The sequence below is a fragment of the Thermoproteus uzoniensis 768-20 genome (genome assembly GCF_000193375.1).
In the GTDB taxonomy this organism is placed as follows: domain Archaea; phylum Thermoproteota; class Thermoprotei; order Thermoproteales; family Thermoproteaceae; genus Thermoproteus; species Thermoproteus uzoniensis_A.
The window spans coordinates 1,364,670-1,381,227 of record NC_015315.1; the positions used below are offsets into that span (position 1 = coordinate 1,364,670).

Annotated in this window: 17 protein-coding genes; 10 read left to right on the top strand and 7 right to left on the bottom strand. The window is 53.3% G+C overall.

Annotated features, from left to right (window positions below; genetic code table 11):
• Positions 1–15 precede the first annotated feature (15 nt).
• From TUZN_RS07620 to map, 3 genes are all read left to right on the top strand, one after another.
• A complete protein-coding gene (locus TUZN_RS07620) occupies positions 16–2,373 on the top strand; it encodes a DNA-directed DNA polymerase (protein WP_013680382.1) in 2,358 nt (785 codons plus the stop codon).
• 71 nt (positions 2,374–2,444) lie between these two features.
• Complete coding sequence (dnaG, locus tag TUZN_RS07625) at positions 2,445–3,650, top strand: DNA primase DnaG (RefSeq protein ID WP_052886178.1); 1,206 nt, start codon at positions 2,445–2,447, stop codon at positions 3,648–3,650.
• Positions 3,651–3,801: 151 nt separating this feature from the next.
• Positions 3,802–4,680 (top strand): type II methionyl aminopeptidase, encoded by an 879-nt coding sequence (gene map, locus TUZN_RS07630; protein ID WP_013680384.1) that lies wholly within the window; start codon positions 3,802–3,804, stop codon positions 4,678–4,680.
• Here map and TUZN_RS07635 read toward each other — a convergent pair.
• Together TUZN_RS07635 and TUZN_RS11480 are read right to left on the bottom strand one after the other, a co-directional pair.
• Positions 4,673–5,083: an FHA domain-containing protein gene (locus TUZN_RS07635; protein ID WP_237698208.1), complete on the bottom strand. Its 411-nt coding sequence runs from the start codon at positions 5,081–5,083 to the stop codon at positions 4,673–4,675. The genes map and TUZN_RS07635 overlap by 8 nt on opposite strands.
• A gap of 45 nt (positions 5,084–5,128) precedes the next feature.
• On the bottom strand, positions 5,129–5,983 hold the full coding sequence (locus TUZN_RS11480) for a serine/threonine protein kinase (RefSeq protein WP_237698209.1): 855 nt from the start codon (positions 5,981–5,983) through the stop codon (positions 5,129–5,131).
• Positions 5,984–6,709: 726 nt separating this feature from the next.
• Here TUZN_RS11480 and moaA point away from each other — a divergent pair.
• Positions 6,710–7,654, top strand: a complete 945-nt coding sequence (gene moaA / locus TUZN_RS07645) for a GTP 3',8-cyclase MoaA (RefSeq protein ID WP_052886179.1) — start codon at positions 6,710–6,712, stop codon at positions 7,652–7,654.
• On the opposite strand, the gene TUZN_RS07650 is transcribed toward moaA, so the two are convergent.
• Positions 7,636–8,061 (bottom strand): winged helix-turn-helix domain-containing protein, encoded by a 426-nt coding sequence (locus TUZN_RS07650; protein WP_013680388.1) that lies wholly within the window; start codon positions 8,059–8,061, stop codon positions 7,636–7,638. The genes moaA and TUZN_RS07650 overlap by 19 nt on opposite strands.
• Before the next feature lie 71 nt (positions 8,062–8,132).
• On the opposite strand from TUZN_RS07650, the gene TUZN_RS07655 reads away from it, so the two are divergent.
• Positions 8,133–8,867 (top strand): cyclic pyranopterin monophosphate synthase MoaC, encoded by a 735-nt coding sequence (locus TUZN_RS07655; RefSeq protein WP_013680389.1) that lies wholly within the window; start codon positions 8,133–8,135, stop codon positions 8,865–8,867.
• Here TUZN_RS07655 and cdd read toward each other — a convergent pair.
• Complete coding sequence (gene cdd / locus TUZN_RS07660) at positions 8,856–9,248, bottom strand: cytidine deaminase (protein WP_013680390.1); 393 nt, start codon at positions 9,246–9,248, stop codon at positions 8,856–8,858. The genes TUZN_RS07655 and cdd overlap by 12 nt on opposite strands.
• Before the next feature lie 27 nt (positions 9,249–9,275).
• Here cdd and TUZN_RS07665 point away from each other — a divergent pair, with 27 nt between their 5' ends.
• Entirely contained in the window at positions 9,276–10,199 is a 924-nt protein-coding gene (locus tag TUZN_RS07665) for a hypothetical protein (RefSeq protein WP_013680391.1), read from the top strand.
• A 1-nt stretch (position 10,200) separates the two neighbouring features.
• Positions 10,201–10,980 carry an SDR family oxidoreductase gene (locus TUZN_RS07670; protein ID WP_013680392.1) on the top strand — a complete coding sequence of 260 codons (780 nt, stop codon included), beginning with the start codon at positions 10,201–10,203 and terminating at the stop codon, positions 10,978–10,980.
• Here TUZN_RS07670 and glyA read toward each other — a convergent pair.
• Genes glyA through TUZN_RS07685 form a run of 3 tightly spaced genes read right to left on the bottom strand, consistent with a single transcriptional unit; the run spans position 10,977 to position 13,766 of the window.
• Positions 10,977–12,278: a serine hydroxymethyltransferase gene (gene glyA, locus TUZN_RS07675; RefSeq protein ID WP_013680393.1), complete on the bottom strand. Its 1,302-nt coding sequence runs from the start codon at positions 12,276–12,278 to the stop codon at positions 10,977–10,979. The two genes, TUZN_RS07670 and glyA, sit on opposite strands and share 4 nt — an antisense overlap.
• Positions 12,279–12,311: 33 nt before the next feature.
• Complete coding sequence (locus TUZN_RS07680) at positions 12,312–13,235, bottom strand: Mrp/NBP35 family ATP-binding protein (protein ID WP_013680394.1); 924 nt, start codon at positions 13,233–13,235, stop codon at positions 12,312–12,314.
• Positions 13,236–13,283: 48 nt separating this feature from the next.
• The gene (locus tag TUZN_RS07685) at positions 13,284–13,766 is read right to left on the bottom strand and encodes a hypothetical protein (protein WP_148678625.1); all 483 of its coding nucleotides are present in this window, start codon (positions 13,764–13,766) and stop codon (positions 13,284–13,286) included.
• 172 nt (positions 13,767–13,938) lie between these two features.
• Between TUZN_RS07685 and rpsB the strand changes: the two genes are divergently transcribed.
• The 3 genes from rpsB to fni are packed head-to-tail and all read left to right on the top strand — an operon-like array spanning position 13,939 to position 16,492.
• Complete coding sequence (gene rpsB / locus TUZN_RS07690; protein WP_013680396.1) at positions 13,939–14,571, top strand: 30S ribosomal protein S2; 633 nt, start codon at positions 13,939–13,941, stop codon at positions 14,569–14,571.
• 20 nt (positions 14,572–14,591) lie between these two features.
• Positions 14,592–15,437, top strand: a complete 846-nt coding sequence (amrB, locus tag TUZN_RS07695) for an AmmeMemoRadiSam system protein B (protein WP_013680397.1) — start codon at positions 14,592–14,594, stop codon at positions 15,435–15,437.
• A complete protein-coding gene (fni, locus tag TUZN_RS07700) occupies positions 15,434–16,492 on the top strand; it encodes a type 2 isopentenyl-diphosphate Delta-isomerase (protein ID WP_013680398.1) in 1,059 nt (352 codons plus the stop codon). Before amrB ends, fni begins: the two co-directional genes overlap by 4 nt.
• Positions 16,493–16,558 lie beyond the last annotated feature (66 nt).

Below are 16,558 nucleotides of genomic sequence, written 5' to 3' on the forward strand. Positions count from 1 at the left end.
ACGGACTATAATAATGTGGAGCTTGAGTTCTGGCTCCTCGACATAACGTACTCGATCGCTGGAGGGGTGCCGGAGATTAGGATGTTCGGAATTACCAAGGACGGCGAGCGCGTCGTGGTGGCGGACAGAGGGTTTAGGCCTTATTTTTACGTAAAGGGCAATCCGTCCAATCTGAGACAAGCTTTAGCCAAAGTAGCTCCTGTAGAGGCGGTGGAGGCGGTCGAGAGGAAGTATTTCGGCAAGCCTGTCAAGCTGTTTAAGGTAACGGCGCGGGTGCCCGAGGACGTGAGGCGGCTGAGAGAGGCCGCCCTAGCCCTAGACGGCGTCGAGGAGGTTCTAGAGGCCGACATCAGGTTCTACATGAGGTATATGGTCGACGTGGGCGTCACGCCGTCCACGTGGCATCTGGTCGACGTCTCCGAGGAAGGCACGCTGGGCGGCTTAAGGAGGTATTTGGCGCGGAGACCTCCCGTCCCGATCTTGGAAAAGACAGGCGTGTTGCCGGACCTCAGAATAGCGGCGTTCGACATAGAGGTATACAACGCGCGGGGCACCGCAGATCCCGCCAGAGATCCCGTGGTGACCATCTCTATTAAGGACTCCTCGGGCAAAGCCTTCGCGATAACTGCGGACGGACGTGACGATAGGAAGGCACTGCGGGAGTTCGTCGAATATGTGAGAGAATACGATCCCGACGTCATACTCGGCTACAACTCTAACGGCTTCGACTGGCCCTACCTGGCCGAGAGGGCCAAAAGACTCGGCGTAGCCCTATCAGTGGATAGGCTGGGCGGGGCGCCCCAGCAGAGCGTGTACGGCCATTGGTCGGTCGTGGGGAGAGCCAACGTGGATCTCTACAACGTCATAGACGAGATACAGGAGATCAAGGTCAAGACGTTGGATAGAGCCGCCGAGTACTTCGGCGTCATGAAACGCGACGAAAGGACTTTGATACCCGGCCACAGGATCTACGAGTACTGGGACGACCCCTCGCGGAGGCCTATCTTTATCAAATACGCGATAGAGGACGCGGTCTCCACATACGGGCTGGGCGAGAAGCTGTTGCCCTACCTGATCCAGCTCTCCTCTGTGTCCGGCGTGCCGTTAGACCAAGTGGCCGCGGCCTCCGTGGGGGCGAGGGTCGAGTGGCTGTTGATGCGGTACGCGTACCGCATGGGCGAAGTCGCGCCTAACAGAGAAGAGAGGCCCTATGAGACCTACAAAGGCGCTATAGTGCTGGAGCCGCGGCCAGGCATCTACCAAGACGTCGCCGTGTTGGACTTCACGAGCATGTACCCCAGCATAATGATGAAGTACAACCTATCGCCTGACACCTATCTGGAGCCCGGCGAGCCGGATCCGCCCGAGGGCGTCTACAGAGCGCCTGAGGTCGGGCATAGGTTCAGGAAGTCCCCGACTGGCTTCATACCGCAAGTCCTAGCCTCTCTAGTAAAGCTGAGGAAAGAGGTGAGGAGCGCCATGTCCGGCCTCGATCCTAACAGCGTAGAGTATAAACTGCTGGACGAGAGGCAAAGAGCCTTAAAGATTATGGCCAACGCCATGTACGGCTATATGGGCTGGCTCGGGGCTAGATGGTATAAAAGGGAAGTCGCGGAGTCCGTCACCGCCTTCGCGAGAAATATATTACTAGATGTTATAAATTTCGCTAAAAATACAGGAATAAATGTAATATATGGAGATACTGATAGTTTATTTGTTAAATATTCCAAGGATATAGATAGAATAATAAATTATGTAAATGATAAATTTAATATAGAGATTAAATTAGAGAAAATATATAAGAAACTTCTATTTACGGAATCTAAGAAACGTTACGCCGGTCTCCTGGACGACGGCAGAATCGATATAGTGGGGTTCGAAGTTGTGAGAGGCGACTGGTGTGAGCTGGCGAAGGAGGTCCAGTTGAAGGTCATAGAGTATACGCTTAAGTCTCAGAACTTAACTGAAGCTAAGGATAAGATTGTTAGTTATGTTAAATCTATTATCAATAATATTAAAACATATAATATAGATCTTGATGATTTAATTATATGGAAAACTTTAGATAAAGAATTAGATGAATATAAAGTAACTCCTCCGCATGTATATGCAGCTAAATTATTGGAGAAGCACGGATATAAAATACATAAAGGTATGAGTATAGGATATGTAATAGTTAAAGGTAGTGATAAATTGAGTTCTAGAGCCAAGCCCTATATCTTGGTAGAAGATATAAAGGAGGTAGACGTAGACTACTACATAGAGAAGCAGATAGTCCCCGCGGCGTTGAGGATAGGCGAAGTGATAGGCGTAAGGGAAGGCGACTTGGTAGGGAAAGGCGGCTCTAGAAGTCTGCTCGACTTCCTCGGCTGACGTTAGGCCTTGCTGTTCGGCGAGCGTTATGAGATGAGTAAATACTTAAAGGTGTTACTAAGGTGTGGGCCATGGGAGCCTTAACCATAGTCTCAAAGTACATGATTGTCGCCCAGATAGAAGTGAACGGAGTAGTTGATAAATCCGACATAATAGGCGCGTTGTTCTCGCAGACGGAGGGCTTGCTCGGCAAGGATATGGATCTTAGAGAGCTACAGATGATGGGGCGTATCGGCAGGATCGAGATAGACATATTGGAGAAGGACGGGCGCACGAAGGCCCGGGTCAACATACCGTCGAACTTAGACCGCTACGAGACCGCCTTGATAGCCGCGCTCATCGAGAGCGTGGAGAGAGTCGGGCCTTATCCGGCCAGCGTCAAGATTCTGGAGATAAGGGATTTGAGGGAGGAGAAGAGGAACAGGATAGTCGAGAGGGCCAAGGAGCTTATCAAGATGATGGAGGAGGAGGTGCTTCCCGACACCAAGGAGATACTCGAGAAGCTGAAGGAGGATGTAGCAAAGGCCGAGGTGATAGAGTACGGCCCGGAGAGACTACCGGCAGGGCCCGACATCGATAAGTCTGACAGCATAATCATAGTTGAGGGCCGCGCCGACGTCGTGAATCTGGTCAAACACGGCTACCGCAACGTAATAGCCATAGAGGGTATAAGCCAGGGCATACCTCAGACCATAATAGATATAAGCAAGCGCAAGAACGTGACGGCGTTCGTCGACGGGGATAAGGGCGGCGAGCTCGTGTTGAGGGATCTATTGAAGGTCGCACACGTCGACTACATAGCCAGAGCGCCTCCAGGCAAGGAGGTTGAGCAACTGACGGCTAAGGAGATAGCGAGGGCTCTGAGGAATAAAATGACGGTCGAGGAGTATCTGGCCCAACAACAGATAAAGTCACAAGAGCAGGCCCAGGCGCAACAAATCCAGCAACAACCGCCGCAACCAGCCGGGCGCCAGTTAGAGGTACCGGACTTCGTAAAGACAAAGATAGATGAGATGCTCGGCACGCTTGAGGCGGAGATCTACGACGAGAAGTGGAGCACTGTGAAGAGGTTAACTGTTAGGGAACTCCCCGACTTCTTGTCGTCGTCCGAGGGCAACGTATACGCCATACTGATGGACGGGATAGCCACCCAGCGTATAGTGGATCTAGCTGCCAAGAGGGGCGTCAAGTACATAATAGCGGCGAGAGTCGGGCCCGTGACCAAGGCGCCTGAGGATATGTCCATAATATCGTTCGACGATTTAAAGACATCCTAGTTATATCACCCCGCGCTTCCTCCAACAAATAACAAATGCCGCTTTTTCGCGCCCACGCCTATCGCTGAATTATATCTAACATATCCGGCCCGAAGCGGTGGGGCGTAGCTAGGTGGCCTTGATTTATTAATGGAACCCGAAAGAAGATCTCGTGAACGAGCTAGTCGGGGCAGGCGACGTTGTCCACAGAGCTTTGAAATACGCCGTGGACATAATCCATCCCGACATGCCTGTCTTGGAGCTCTGCGAGAAGATAGAGCAGTTCATAATTGCGCAGGGGGCCAAACCTGCGTTTCCGGTCAACATAAGCATTAACGAGGTAGCGGCGCATTACACTGCGACGAAGAACGATGGAAGTAAAATCCCCAAGAACTCTGTGGTTAAGATAGACGTAGGCGCCCATAAGGACGGCTACATTGTCGACGCCGCAGTCACAGTCGCGTTGGGTACTAACGCATACGACGGCTTGATAAGGGCCTCCTACAACGCGCTCAAGAAGGCCTCAGAGGCGTTGAGGCCCGGCGTCAAGGCTTGGCAGATCGGCGAAGCCATCGAGGCGGCCATAAAATCGTTCGGCTACAAGCCTATCTATAACTTGACCGGCCATCGAATAGAGCGCTACGTCCTCCACGCAGGGGACGTGATACCTAACTACGGCGATAGGTCCGCGTCGCAGAACATCAAGACGGGCGACGTATATGCCGTGGAGCCCTTCGCCACCAACGGCAAGGGATATGTCGTGGATAGAAAAAATATTACTATATTTAGACTTATAAGAAATAAATCTAAAAAATATCAGAAATATATAGATATAATATATCAATTTTCTAATAATTTGCCGTTTACACCTAGATGGTTTCCTCAGATCCCGGACGCCTTCTATAAAGACGCCTTGTCTGAGGGGGTTCTCTACGGCTACGAGGTATTAGTCGAGGAGGCCAACGGCTTCGTGGCCCAGTTCGAGGACACGTTCTTGATCGAGGACGGTGGGGCGCGGCCTCTGGCGAGGACCCTTGAGCTAGTCACTTAACCAAGCGCAACCTAACCACCGAGTTGCCTATCTTAACGACGGCCTCCTCCCCCGCCTTGGCCACGTTGACCCTTTTCCCCTCCGGCATTAGATACGTCCCGTTGGTGCTGCCGAGATCCTCGAGGATTAGCCCTTCGGAAGATACCACGATCCTTAGATGTCTCCGGGAGACCGAGGGATCCGGCAACACGAAATTGTTGTCCAACGCCCTACCTACCGTCACTATATTTCCCAGGGCCTCCAAGTCGAATGCCTTAGCCGCGCCTGCCAAGCCCTTGACAGGCGTCTCGAGGATCTCAACGACAAGTTGCCTATAGTAGGCGACCACCTTGGGGCCCCTCTCGGCGACGCTCACAGTGCTCGCCGTCGGCCTCGCCGCGCCGCATATCCTGCACGTGTCCACATCGTCGGGGTTCTCAGTGCCGCAAATTGGGCATTTCCAAGGCATTTATTGAGGCACGCCGGCTCCGCTTATATAGTTTTCGAATATCCTCAAGATCTGCTCGGCCGTAGGCCTGGCCTCAGGCCTTGGGGACAACATGGACATTATTAAGCCCGAGAGCCAAGACGGGATCTCCGGCCTGTATCTGTCGGGAGGGGGTATCTCGTATCCGTTAACCACGAACGACTGCGGGTTTATCCCGGTCAAGCTCTCGTACATAACGCAGCCGAGTGAATATATGTCGGAGGCTTTAGATGCCGTCTGACTGTAGAGGGTCTCAGGCGCCGCGTAAGCTGGTGAGAGATACGACGCGGCCACCGCCTTGCCCACGGCTAGTTTGGCAATGCCTAGATCCCCTATCTTGACCACAGCCTTTTCCCTATCCTTAAACATTATATTCTCAGGTTTTATGTCTAGATGAACTAAATTATTCTTATGAATATCATTTAATCCCTTCAATATCTGTATAAATATTCTAAAGAATTCATCGAGAGATAGGGCCCTCTTCTCGATCAGATACTCCCGTAGGGATCCGCCCTCCATGTACTCGAGTATCATGTATGGGGGATTCCTCATGTAGTCGCTCAAAGATCTATACTCGGTAGATGGTATTGACACCTCGTACGCCTTCACCACGTAGTCGGACAACACCTCCAAGTACCTGTTCATCTCCTGCCCGAATATCTTTATAACGTCCCAGCTCGACGCGAGGGGGGCGCCTCTATCGTCGACATACCTAAGCACCTTAGCGGCGAACTTCTGCCTACCCGCCGAGACCTTTAAGACGTAGCTAAAGCCGCCTACTCCCACCACGTCCTCGACGTAGTATTTTCCGCCGAGCCAGGAATTGAGCCACCCCACCGGCGGCGATAGAGACCTATAAGCGATCCTCTTGCTAAATACAAAATATGCCACTAAAAATAGAAAAATATTAATAAAAACAAAAAGGAAAATATAATTTATCTTAAATATATAAATTAAGATGAAATAATTCAATAGATATACAAAAGAGGCAAGAGGACCGTATATCTGTATCGGTAGGTTAAATATGGCGAAAATAAACCCCTGAAGGATGGGCAATACAAACATATAGGGGCTCTGGAAAGCCAAGGACAATATAGCAGGTATAGCAATATCCTTAGTTTTATTAATTCTATAATATGAATATTCATATATTTCAAATAGTAAGATTGTAAGAAATATTATAATAGAATCCAATACAATATTAATTATATTATATTGTTCAATCAAAAATAAATTTGAATTGAAGAACATTAAACTCGCTATCACGGTGTAAAGAGCCACGCGCATCGCCATTACGTACCTACCTATAATAGCTCTTACCAACAATATCGATACAATTAATATATAAAATTCATCTTCAATAATATTGTTTATAAGGTATGTTTGAATAAATATTAATATGATTAATATGGTGAATAGAGTAAAGAATCTGGCGAAAATTTTCCGCGCCTGATATGCGATCGCTATCGCCGAGAGGAGCATTTGAAGACCTCGAAGATCAAGCCTTTAAAGTATACGTATACTACACGTCTACATAAAAATACATGTCGCAAAGAGGTATTGGTGTTGGTCGACAGATATGGCAGGCCGTTCCTGAAGCTCAGAGTGGCCGTCAACGACGTCTGCAACTTCTCCTGCATATTCTGCCACTTCGAAGGGCAGTTGAGAGGTGTTGGCCGCCTTCTTAACGCAGACGACTATGGGTTTCTGGTCGACGTGCTTTCTAAGGTAGGCGTAAGAGATTATAAACTAACGGGCGGCGAGCCTCTCTTGAGGAGCGACATAGTGGATATAGTGCGGAAGATGAACAGAGACGGCGTCGAGATTTCGATGACTACTAACGGTTTCAGGTTGGCGGAGTTGGCAGAGGATCTCGCCGCGGCGGGTCTCCGGCGCGTCAACGTCTCGGTCCACACCACAGATCCTGAGAAGTTCTCCAAAGTGGCTGGAGTGCCCAAGGAGTGGTTCCGCAGAGTGCTAGACGGCGTGCACGCGGCCGTCAAGGCCGGCATGAAGGTGAAGCTCAACGCGGTGCTCCTGAAAGGGATAAACGACGACAGGGAGTCTCTGAGGTCGTTGGTTAAACTCGCCGCATCCATCGGCGCATCTATTCAACTGATAGAGCTCATGCCCGTGGGTCTAGGCAGCAGAGTGTTCGGCGATCTCCGCGCCTCGGCGGACGAGGTGGCCGAATTGCTCGAGGGCATGGGCGCGAGGCCTGCCTACACCAGAAAGGATCTGCACAACAGACCTATTCTGAGGCTGGCCGGCGTCGATGTAGAGATTGTCAAGAACTGGAACAACCCCTACTTCTGTGCTGGTTGCACCACCATGAGGCTTACGAGCGACGGCAAGCTGAAGCCTTGTCTCTACAGAGAGCCCGTTGTGGATCTCTACGGCCCCATAAAGGAGAGAGACGCTAAGAGGGTATACGAGGCGGTATCCCGTGCCGTGTACGTCCGCGAGCCTACCTTCAAGTTGAAGATAGACTACTCGTCCTCGCTGTAGAGCGGCAACTCCTCCTCGCCCTCTTGTTCCGAAGATGTCTCTCTATATTTGTCCAGAGAATCTATGATTGCTTGGAATTTGCTCTCCCAAGTAGGTACAAGCCTATTGATTTCCGAGTTTATCTCCTCGTAGTGTCTCAACAGAAGCTGGCCCACCTCGGTCAACTCGGTCTTGCCTCTCTCCCGCCCGCCCCGCTTAGACTGTACCAGAGGGACTTGCAAGATATCCTCGAGCTTTTTCAAGTAAGTCCATATAAACTTATAGGAAAATCCCAATTTACGCGCTGCGGAGGCTATGGAGCCCGTCTCGTCTATGGCCTTCAGAATATCATATATGCCAGGCCCTATTATCTGGTTGCCGTTCCACTCCACCCAGACTCTGTACTTAACCTTGACGTCGTTAGGCACGGATTAAGGATAGCCGTTATTATTTACTTTTACAGTATGATTTTTCTACTGGAGAGGCAGCTGTAGATGTGATGGTCGACATCTCGGCGAAGGGCGATGTGGGCAGATACGCCGTAGCTTCCGCCGAGGCCTCTACAAGCGACGCTGTAAGTTGCGTCGTAGCGGCCTCTCTCGCGACGAAACAGGCATATAGGTATGTGCCGCTTCTACACCCGGTACCTCTATCAGCCTCGGCGGAGTGTAGCGGAGGCGCCGTCAAGGCGAGGGCCTGGACTGTGTGGAAGACGGGCGTGGAGATGGATGCGTTGTTCGGCGCCCTCGTGGGCGCCATAGCGGGCGGCGCTACCTACATCAAGAGATTACGCGTAGATACGAAGGTCAAGGGTGTAGAATACAGTCTGGAGGAGCCGAGAGGGGCCATAAAGGCCAACCGCCCGGATCTCGGCTATGTAGTTAAGGCACACGGTTATATACATCTAACCTCCACAAGACCTATAAAGGCCGGCTCTGTCGAGAAGGGCGACCCCATCTGCGCGGCGAGGACGATAGCCCCGCTCAACGCAAAGAGGCTATGCGAGCTTCTGCCTGTGGAGTGCGTGAAGCTCGAATACGCCAACAGCAGTATAGAGATAGGAGACGACTCGGTGGCCGTCGAGGTGGTCTTAAAAGGCAGAGACGTCTCGCCGAGCTTGGAGGCCCTGTTCGCCGCGGGCTCCGCGCTCTTGACAATCTGGGACATGTTGAAGAAATACGAAAAGGACGAAAACGGACAGTACCCCAACACCTACGTGGAGCTAGGACTTTAGCTTGTCGCCTCTAAACGGCGACGGGAAGAGATCCCTAAGATTCGCCGTAATCACCTTTCTCTTGTCGGCCGTCGCCATGATCACAAGAGCGTCGGGGTTGAACTCGGCTATGACTTGTCTACACGCCCCGCAGGGGGCCGCCGGCTCGTCCGAGTCGACAACCACCGCCACGGCCACTATATCCCTATCCCCCTCCGATACGGCCTTAAACACGGCCACCCTCTCAGCGCATACGGTCAGCCCGTAGCTGGCGTTCTCCACGTTGACGCCAGTGTAGATCTTGCCGCTTTTGGTCAACACGGCGGCGCCTACGCGGAACTTCGAATACGGCGCATACGCGTTTTTTAGGGCTTCCCGGGCCTTTTCCACGAGCTCCTCCATAAAAATATAAGGGGTAAAAGAGAGTTAGTGGCCGCAGAGGTAAGAGAGGCGATTGTAAAGACGGGGGCAGAGGTGGAGGACGGAGTATTGGCCACTATGCCTAGGAGTTTAAAATACACAGCGGCTCAGATAAGATCTATAATAGAATCATATAAAAGCTCAGATATATCTACTATTATTAATAATTTATCAAATATAAGAAATATTGAAGATGTGATACTATATATTACAATATTATCATATCTAGTAGGTAATAACATCAAGGGCAATGGGATGTTGGAAGCGTACTCCCGAGAGTTCGAGAAAATGGACAGCATATCAGCATCCAAGCTGAGACACCTTCTTACCAATGTATTGGGCGAGGAGGCTCCGATAAATATACATGTAAATAAAATTTTAAAGATTATAGAATTTCTAAAACATAAAAAGGGGACATATCTCTGGATATTAAAAGAAAAACGATTAGATAGATTTGAGAAAGATGTGAGAGAATTTGTCTTCGAAAACAACGGTGGTTATTCTATCGATAGAGGAATTAAGTTATTTATAAGAATTTTTATAGATAAAAATACTATTCCTCTTGCATATAAAATAGCTTATAATAAAAATGAAGTTAGAAAATATAAAATACATGGGGATTTCTACACCACCCTTGTTGCCATGCGTAGCGGCTCCTTCGAGGACGTCGATTCGCCGACCGCCTCCAAGATAAAACAGAGAGTGGCGCGGGCCCTGATTTGCAGAAGCCGGAAGGAGCGTTGCGATCCGTTACGGATACGCCTCAAGTCAGTGCGGGGTCTGGTGAGGACGATCGCCTATCTGAGCGGCGATCCCATAGCGTTTGAGAGAGGCGCGTACCACATAGGCAAGAACTACTGCGCTAGGCTTAGATGCGAGGAATGCCCTATAAGGAACGTCTGCAAGAAATATATATTTATAGAAGTCAAGTAACATGTTAAAGGGGAAGACGGCTATAGTGACTGCCGCCAGTAGAGGCATAGGGAGAGGGGTGGCCAGAGTCCTCGCGCGGGAGGGGGCCAACCTCGTCATAGCGTCTAGGGATCTAGAGAGGCTTTCGAGGACGGCGTCGGAGATAAGGTCAGAGTTCGGCGCCGAGGTCGTGCCCGTGCAGGCCGATTTAACTAAAAGGGCTGATGTGGCTAAGATTGTGGAGACGGCCGCGAGGAGTTTCGGCGGCGTGGATATACTGGTCTACAACACAGGTCCTCCCAAGCCGGGGACCTTCATGGAGCTCACCGAGGAGGACTGGGACTACGCGGTGAGGCTTCTGCTGATGAGCGCCGTCTGGCTGACCAAGGACGCGTTGCCATATATGATCGAGAAGAGGCAGGGCCGTATAATATACATAACATCGTTGACGTTGAAGAGGCCTCTGCCCAATCTGACGCTCTCCAACGTGATACGGCTCTCGATAGCCGGCCTTGTCAAGACACTGGCGTACCAATTGGCCCAGTACAACATACTCGTCAACGGAGTTCTCCAGGGCTATGTCGAGACCGAGAGGGTGTTAGAGGTGGCCAGGGACAGAGCCGTCCGTGAGGGCAAGCCTCTGGACGACGTGCTGAGGGCTATGGCGGGCGAGATACCGCTGGGCCGTATGGCTAAGCCCGAGGAGATAGGGGAGCTCGTGGCGTTTTTAGCCTCGGAGAGGGCCAGCTACATAACGGGCTCTCTGATATCTATAGATGGGGGGTACGTGCAGTGCATCTAGAGCGTCAGTCCCATGCTCCCCAACAGCCTCCTGGCCAGCTCTCCGTCTACGCCGTAGCCGTACTTCACCTCCAGGAACTGGCTCCTAAACTCGACGACCTTTCTACGTACTTGGCCGGGCTCTTTGCCGTCTATTAAGAGCTCCTTGAAGAAGCCCGCTATCTCGGCCATATCCCCCTCGCGCATGCCCCATCTAGTGACTTCCTGAACTCCTAGCCTGATCCCGCTAGGCTTAACCGCGCTTTTATCCCAAGGCAACATGTTCTTGTTAACTATTATATTGGCGTCCTCGAGCAACTTGGACACAGCCTCGCCGCCTCCCAGCTTCGAGACGTCCACGGCCACCTGGTGGGTTTGTGTGAACCCGAGATGCTCCGCCACCACGTCGAACCCATTAGCGTGCAGCGCCTCGGCGAGCGCTTTGGCGTTTCTGACTATCTGCTCCGCGTATTGGGCGCCGAACTGTCGCATCTCGGCCAGAGTGACGTAGGTGGCCGCGTACCTATGCATGTGGTAGTTCGACGTGAAGACAGGGAACACGCCGCGGGCGATCGACTCGTTGACCTCCCCCTCTAGGGCGCTGGCGATAAGCCCTCCTTGAGGTCCCGGGAAGGTCTTGTGCGTAGAGGAGGTGGTCACGTCGGCGCCCTCCCTCAGCGGGTTGGGGAACTTGCCCCCCACCACTAGGCCAAAGACGTGGGCTGAGTCGTGAAGCACGTAGGAGCTCACAGCGTGGGCGGCCTCGGATATCTCCTTTATCGGGTGGGGGAACAGGTAGAGGGAGCCCCCCAAGATCACTATATTGGGCCTATTCTCCTCTATTAGCCTACGCGCCTTGTCGACGTCTATGTTGAACGCATCGGGATCCCAAGGCAGTTCGAGAACCTTGAACTTCAACGCCTTGGGGCCGCCCACTTGGTTGTGGCTTATATGGCCGCCCGCCCTAGTCGGCAACGAGGCTATGGTGCCCCCCTCGGGCGCCAGGCCGTAGTACGTCGCCAGATTGGCTATGGTCCCCGAGATGGGCCTAACGTCGACGTACTTGGCGCCGAGGATCTCGGCGAAGCTCTTGGATAGGGCCTCCTCGAGGAGATCCACGTATCTGGTCCCTCTATAGTACCGCCGGCCGACGGAGCCCTCGGCGTATCTACCCATGAGATCGTTGAGGTAGACCAACTCGGCGAGGGGCGACATCACGTTCTCGGCGGCTATTAGGTTGATCGTCTGTCTCCGCCTCCACTCGTTGTGTTCCAGGAGCACGCCCAACATCTTCTGTACGTCCTCGGGATACTGCGCCATAGGACTAAACCTCCCGCTATTTATAGATCTGCCCTACTCGCCCTGCTCCTCGTCCTCGCCAGGTAGCTTCATTAACGAAATCCTCTTGGGCTTCTCCTCCTTGATCTCTTGCCTCAACTTATCGGCGTATTTGGAGGCCAAGGCGTCCACTATGGACATTATGTGTTTGACAGTGCCGTTGTCTAAGGTCAAGAACTCGTGCAATTTGCCCTCATCTAGATGTTTCGAGAGTAGCGGGTCCATGGGTATCTGGCCCAGGAAAGGCACGCCGGCCTTCTCGGCAATCCTCTTGCCGGCCCCCTCGCCGAATATGTAGTAGGTCTTGCCGTTGTCGGGGCAGACGAAGCAACACATGTTCTCCACTATGCCGGCGACTGGTATCTGTACCTTCCTCGAGAAGTCTATAGCCTTGACGACTATACGGCGGGAGATCTCGGACGGTATGGTCACTATGATACTGCCATCTATCCCGCCTTGTAGGCTTTGGGCTATGGTCAACGGGGCATCGCCGGTGCCCGGCGGAAGGTCGACCATCAACACGTCGAGAGATCCCCAATCCACTTGCGAAATGAAGTCCCTCAACGCCTGGGTGACCAAGGCGCCTCTCCAGATAACCGCCGTGTCCTCGCTGGGCAACATGAAGTCTATTGAAACCACCTTGACGCCGAAGGGTCCCGACACGGGCACTATTTTCCCCGTCTTGGAGTCGACGTAGAGCGCGGAGTCCGTCACGCCCAACAGCTTAGGTATCGTCGGGCCGTATATATCGCCGTCTAATATGCCCACCCTATATCCCCGTAGCGCGAGGCCGAGCCCAACAGCCGCCGTGACCAAAGACTTCCCCACCCCGCCTTTGCCCGAGATGGTGACCAGCTTGACCTTCACGCTCTTCAAATAGTCGGCCAAAGAGCCCGGGGGCGCCGCCCCGCCGCGTATGTTCACTCTGATATTGCTCATATAGCTCCCTACCGAAGGTAAGTATATATCTATATTGCCGTCACGGTCCTAGAGCCTCGCCGCCACGTCCCTGAACTCGCGATACACGTCGCCGCCCGCTCGGGCCCATTTATTCAATAAACCACACGCGACGACGAACTGCCCCATGCGGCTGTACACGTCAATACACCCCACCTCGTCGACCACCGCGACGGCTCCATCCATGCACACCACCTCGAGACCCAGGTCTCTCACTAGCGGCAGATCGGCCTCTAAAGGCTCCGCCCTCGACTGCAGTAGGTCCCCCATGCGTATAATCCGGCCATCGGTCTTGCAAGGTATTGGGAGGCTACAATAACCCCTAACGCGGTCGCCCAGCCCGTAAATAGCCAAGCCGACGGGCACATCCCCCGAGATCTTCGAACCCCTCTCGAAGTGGATACCCACGAGGACGAAACCGCCGAGCGAGACCGTGTAGATCTGCGAGATGCCTAGAATCCCGGAATAGTTTCGGTAGAGCCAGTCGGCGAATTCTCCCAGCTCGTTGCACATATAGATTTTAACCAGAATTTCCATTTTATCGGTAATGAGGTAGGCCCGTCATCGCGGATAGATGAAGAGAAATCTGGGTTCTGAGCAAAAGCCAGCGTCTCAAGACCTAGCGTCTTAAGGGCAGAACGCCTAGGGCGAAAATAATTAAAAGGAGTGGAGTGGCCCCGCCTCGATGGGCGAGAGCGGTGAGAGCTACGAGTACCTAGTGCCGTTGGAGAGGTATCTGTCCTCGGGCATTAGGTTGGGTACCAAGATGTCCAATAAGTACTTGGAAAAGAGGGGCTTTATCTACGCTGTGAGGCCCGACGGGCTTAGGATCTTCGACATAAGGAAGATCGACGAGAGGTTGAGGATAGCCGCCAAGTTCATAGCGAGGTACAGCCCCGACAGGATATTGGTCCACACGACTAGGCCCTACGGCTTCAAGCCCATAGAGATGTTCTGTAAATATGTGGGCTGTAAATATATAGCCGGGAGGTTCACGCCCGGCATATTGACCAACCCCTATCTGCCCGAGTATATGGAGATAGACCTATTGGTGGTGGTGGATCCTAAGCTGGACTCGCAAGCGGTCAGAGAGGCAGCTATCATGGGCATACCCGTGGTGGCTCTCGTCGATACCGACACGCCCCACGACTTCATCGACTTGATGATACCTTGCAACAACAAGGGGAGGCGTAGCCTCGCCCTTATATTCTGGATATTGGCCAGACAGGTCTTGAGGGAGAGAGGGGAGCTTAAACCCGACCAAGATCTGCCAGTCCCGCCTGAGGAGTTCGAGACCAAGCTCGTGGAAACTAGATAAAGCGGTGACATACTCCCTTCATGGCTAGAATTAGGAAGCCGGCCGTCGCCGGCTATTTCTACGAGGCGGATCGGGAGGCCCTTGTCGAGAGGATAAGGTGGAGCATATATCACGACTTAGGCCCCAAGACAGAGTCGTTGAGCCCGGAGGGGGCCAAGGCTCTGGGGGCCGTGGCGCCCCACGCGGGCTATATCTATTCGGGCCCCGTGGCGGCCTGGGCGTACGCGGCGCTTAGGGGCTACGGGAGGCCCGATACTGTGGTGGTCATAGGGCCCAACCACTACGGCGTGGGGGCGCCGGTCGCGATAATGAAATCGGGGATCTGGGAGACCCCTCTAGGCGCTCTAGAGATCGACGAGGAGGCGGCCGAGTTCTTGTCCTCGGAGTATAGATCTCTCGAGGACGACTTCTACGCCTTCTCAAAGGAGCACTCCATCGAGGTCCACATACCCTTCATCCAGTATTTCTTCGGCGACGTCAAGATCGTCCCAGTGGCCCTATGGCGCCAGACGCCCTCCACGGCCAAGGAGCTGGGAGCCGCCTTGGCCAAGATGGTGGCAAACTTCAAGAAGAGGATATATATAATAGCCAGCTCCGATCTTAACCACTACGAGCACCACGAGGTGACCGCCAAGAAGGACGAGTTGGCCATATCCAAGATAGTCGCGGGCGACGTCGAGGGCTTCTTCGACGTCATTTCTAGATACGACATCTCGGCGTGCGGCATAGGCCCCATAGGGGCTTTAATGAAGGCCGCAGCCGCGTTGGGGTTCAAGGCTAAGCTGTTGAAGCACGCCACCTCGGGAGACACCAGCGGGTACAGGGAGGAGACCGTCGGCTACGCCAGCGTGTTGTTCTACTCATGATAGATAAGCGTAAGAACGACCACATATTCTTGGCCGCTTCGCCCGAGTCACAAATCGGCGATAGTTGGCTGGACGAGGTGGTCCTAGTACATAGGGCCTTGCCGGAGCTCGACCTAGACGACGTGGATACGAGGACCACGTTTCTAGGCCGAGAGATATCAATGCCGTTCATAATAGGCGCCATGACGGGCGGGACCGAGCTCGCCGAGAAGATAAACGCCAGGCTCGCCAAAGCCGCCGAGGAGTTGGGGGTGCCCATGTATGTTGGCTCGCAACGTGTAGGCATAGTGAAGCCGGAGGCCAGGCGTAGCTTCGAGGTGGTCAAGGCCAACGCGCCGACGGTGCCCAAGATAGCCAATCTAGGCGCCCCTCAGATCTCCAGACTGCCCGACGACCAGCTACTGCGCTGGGCAGAGGAAGCCGTCAACATGATAGACGCGGCGGCTTTAGCGGTCCACTTGAACCCAGCCCAGGAGGTCTTCCAGCCGGAGGGCGAGCCCTATTTCAAGAACGTGCTGGATAGGTTGAGGTTTCTGAAGAGGTCTTTAAGGGTGCCGTTGATAGTCAAGGAGGTCGGCAACGGCATCTCCAAAGAGGTGGCGGGCCTCCTGAACGGGGTGGCGGATATAATCGACGTGGCCGGCGCGGGCGGCACCTCCTTCGTAGTCATAGAGGGTCTGAGGGCCAAGGAGGCGCGTCCTGAGCTCTACGAGCTGGCCCAGGAGTTCAAGGGCTGGGGCATCCCAACCGCCGCGGCCATATGCGAGGCCAAGGCCGCCTTCAAGGGCCCGGTGATAGCGTCCGGCGGCATAAGGAACGGGCTTGATGGGGCGAAGGCGTTGGGCCTCGGGGCCGACTACTTCTCGGCGTCTCAGCCTCTGCTTAAGGCGGCGTTGGACGACAAGGTGGCCCAAGCCATATCCAGAATGCTGAAGGAGCTCCGGATAGCCATGTTCTTGACGGGAGCCGCCAAGGTCCAAGATCTGAGGAAGGCGCCCAAGGTCTTCGGTCCCCGCTTGGAGTCTTGGCTGAGACAGCGCGGAGTTAGCTGTTGACGCGACCTCGCCGTTTGAGATGATATGTAGCGCCCCATCAAGGGAGGTATTATAAACTGGCAGAGA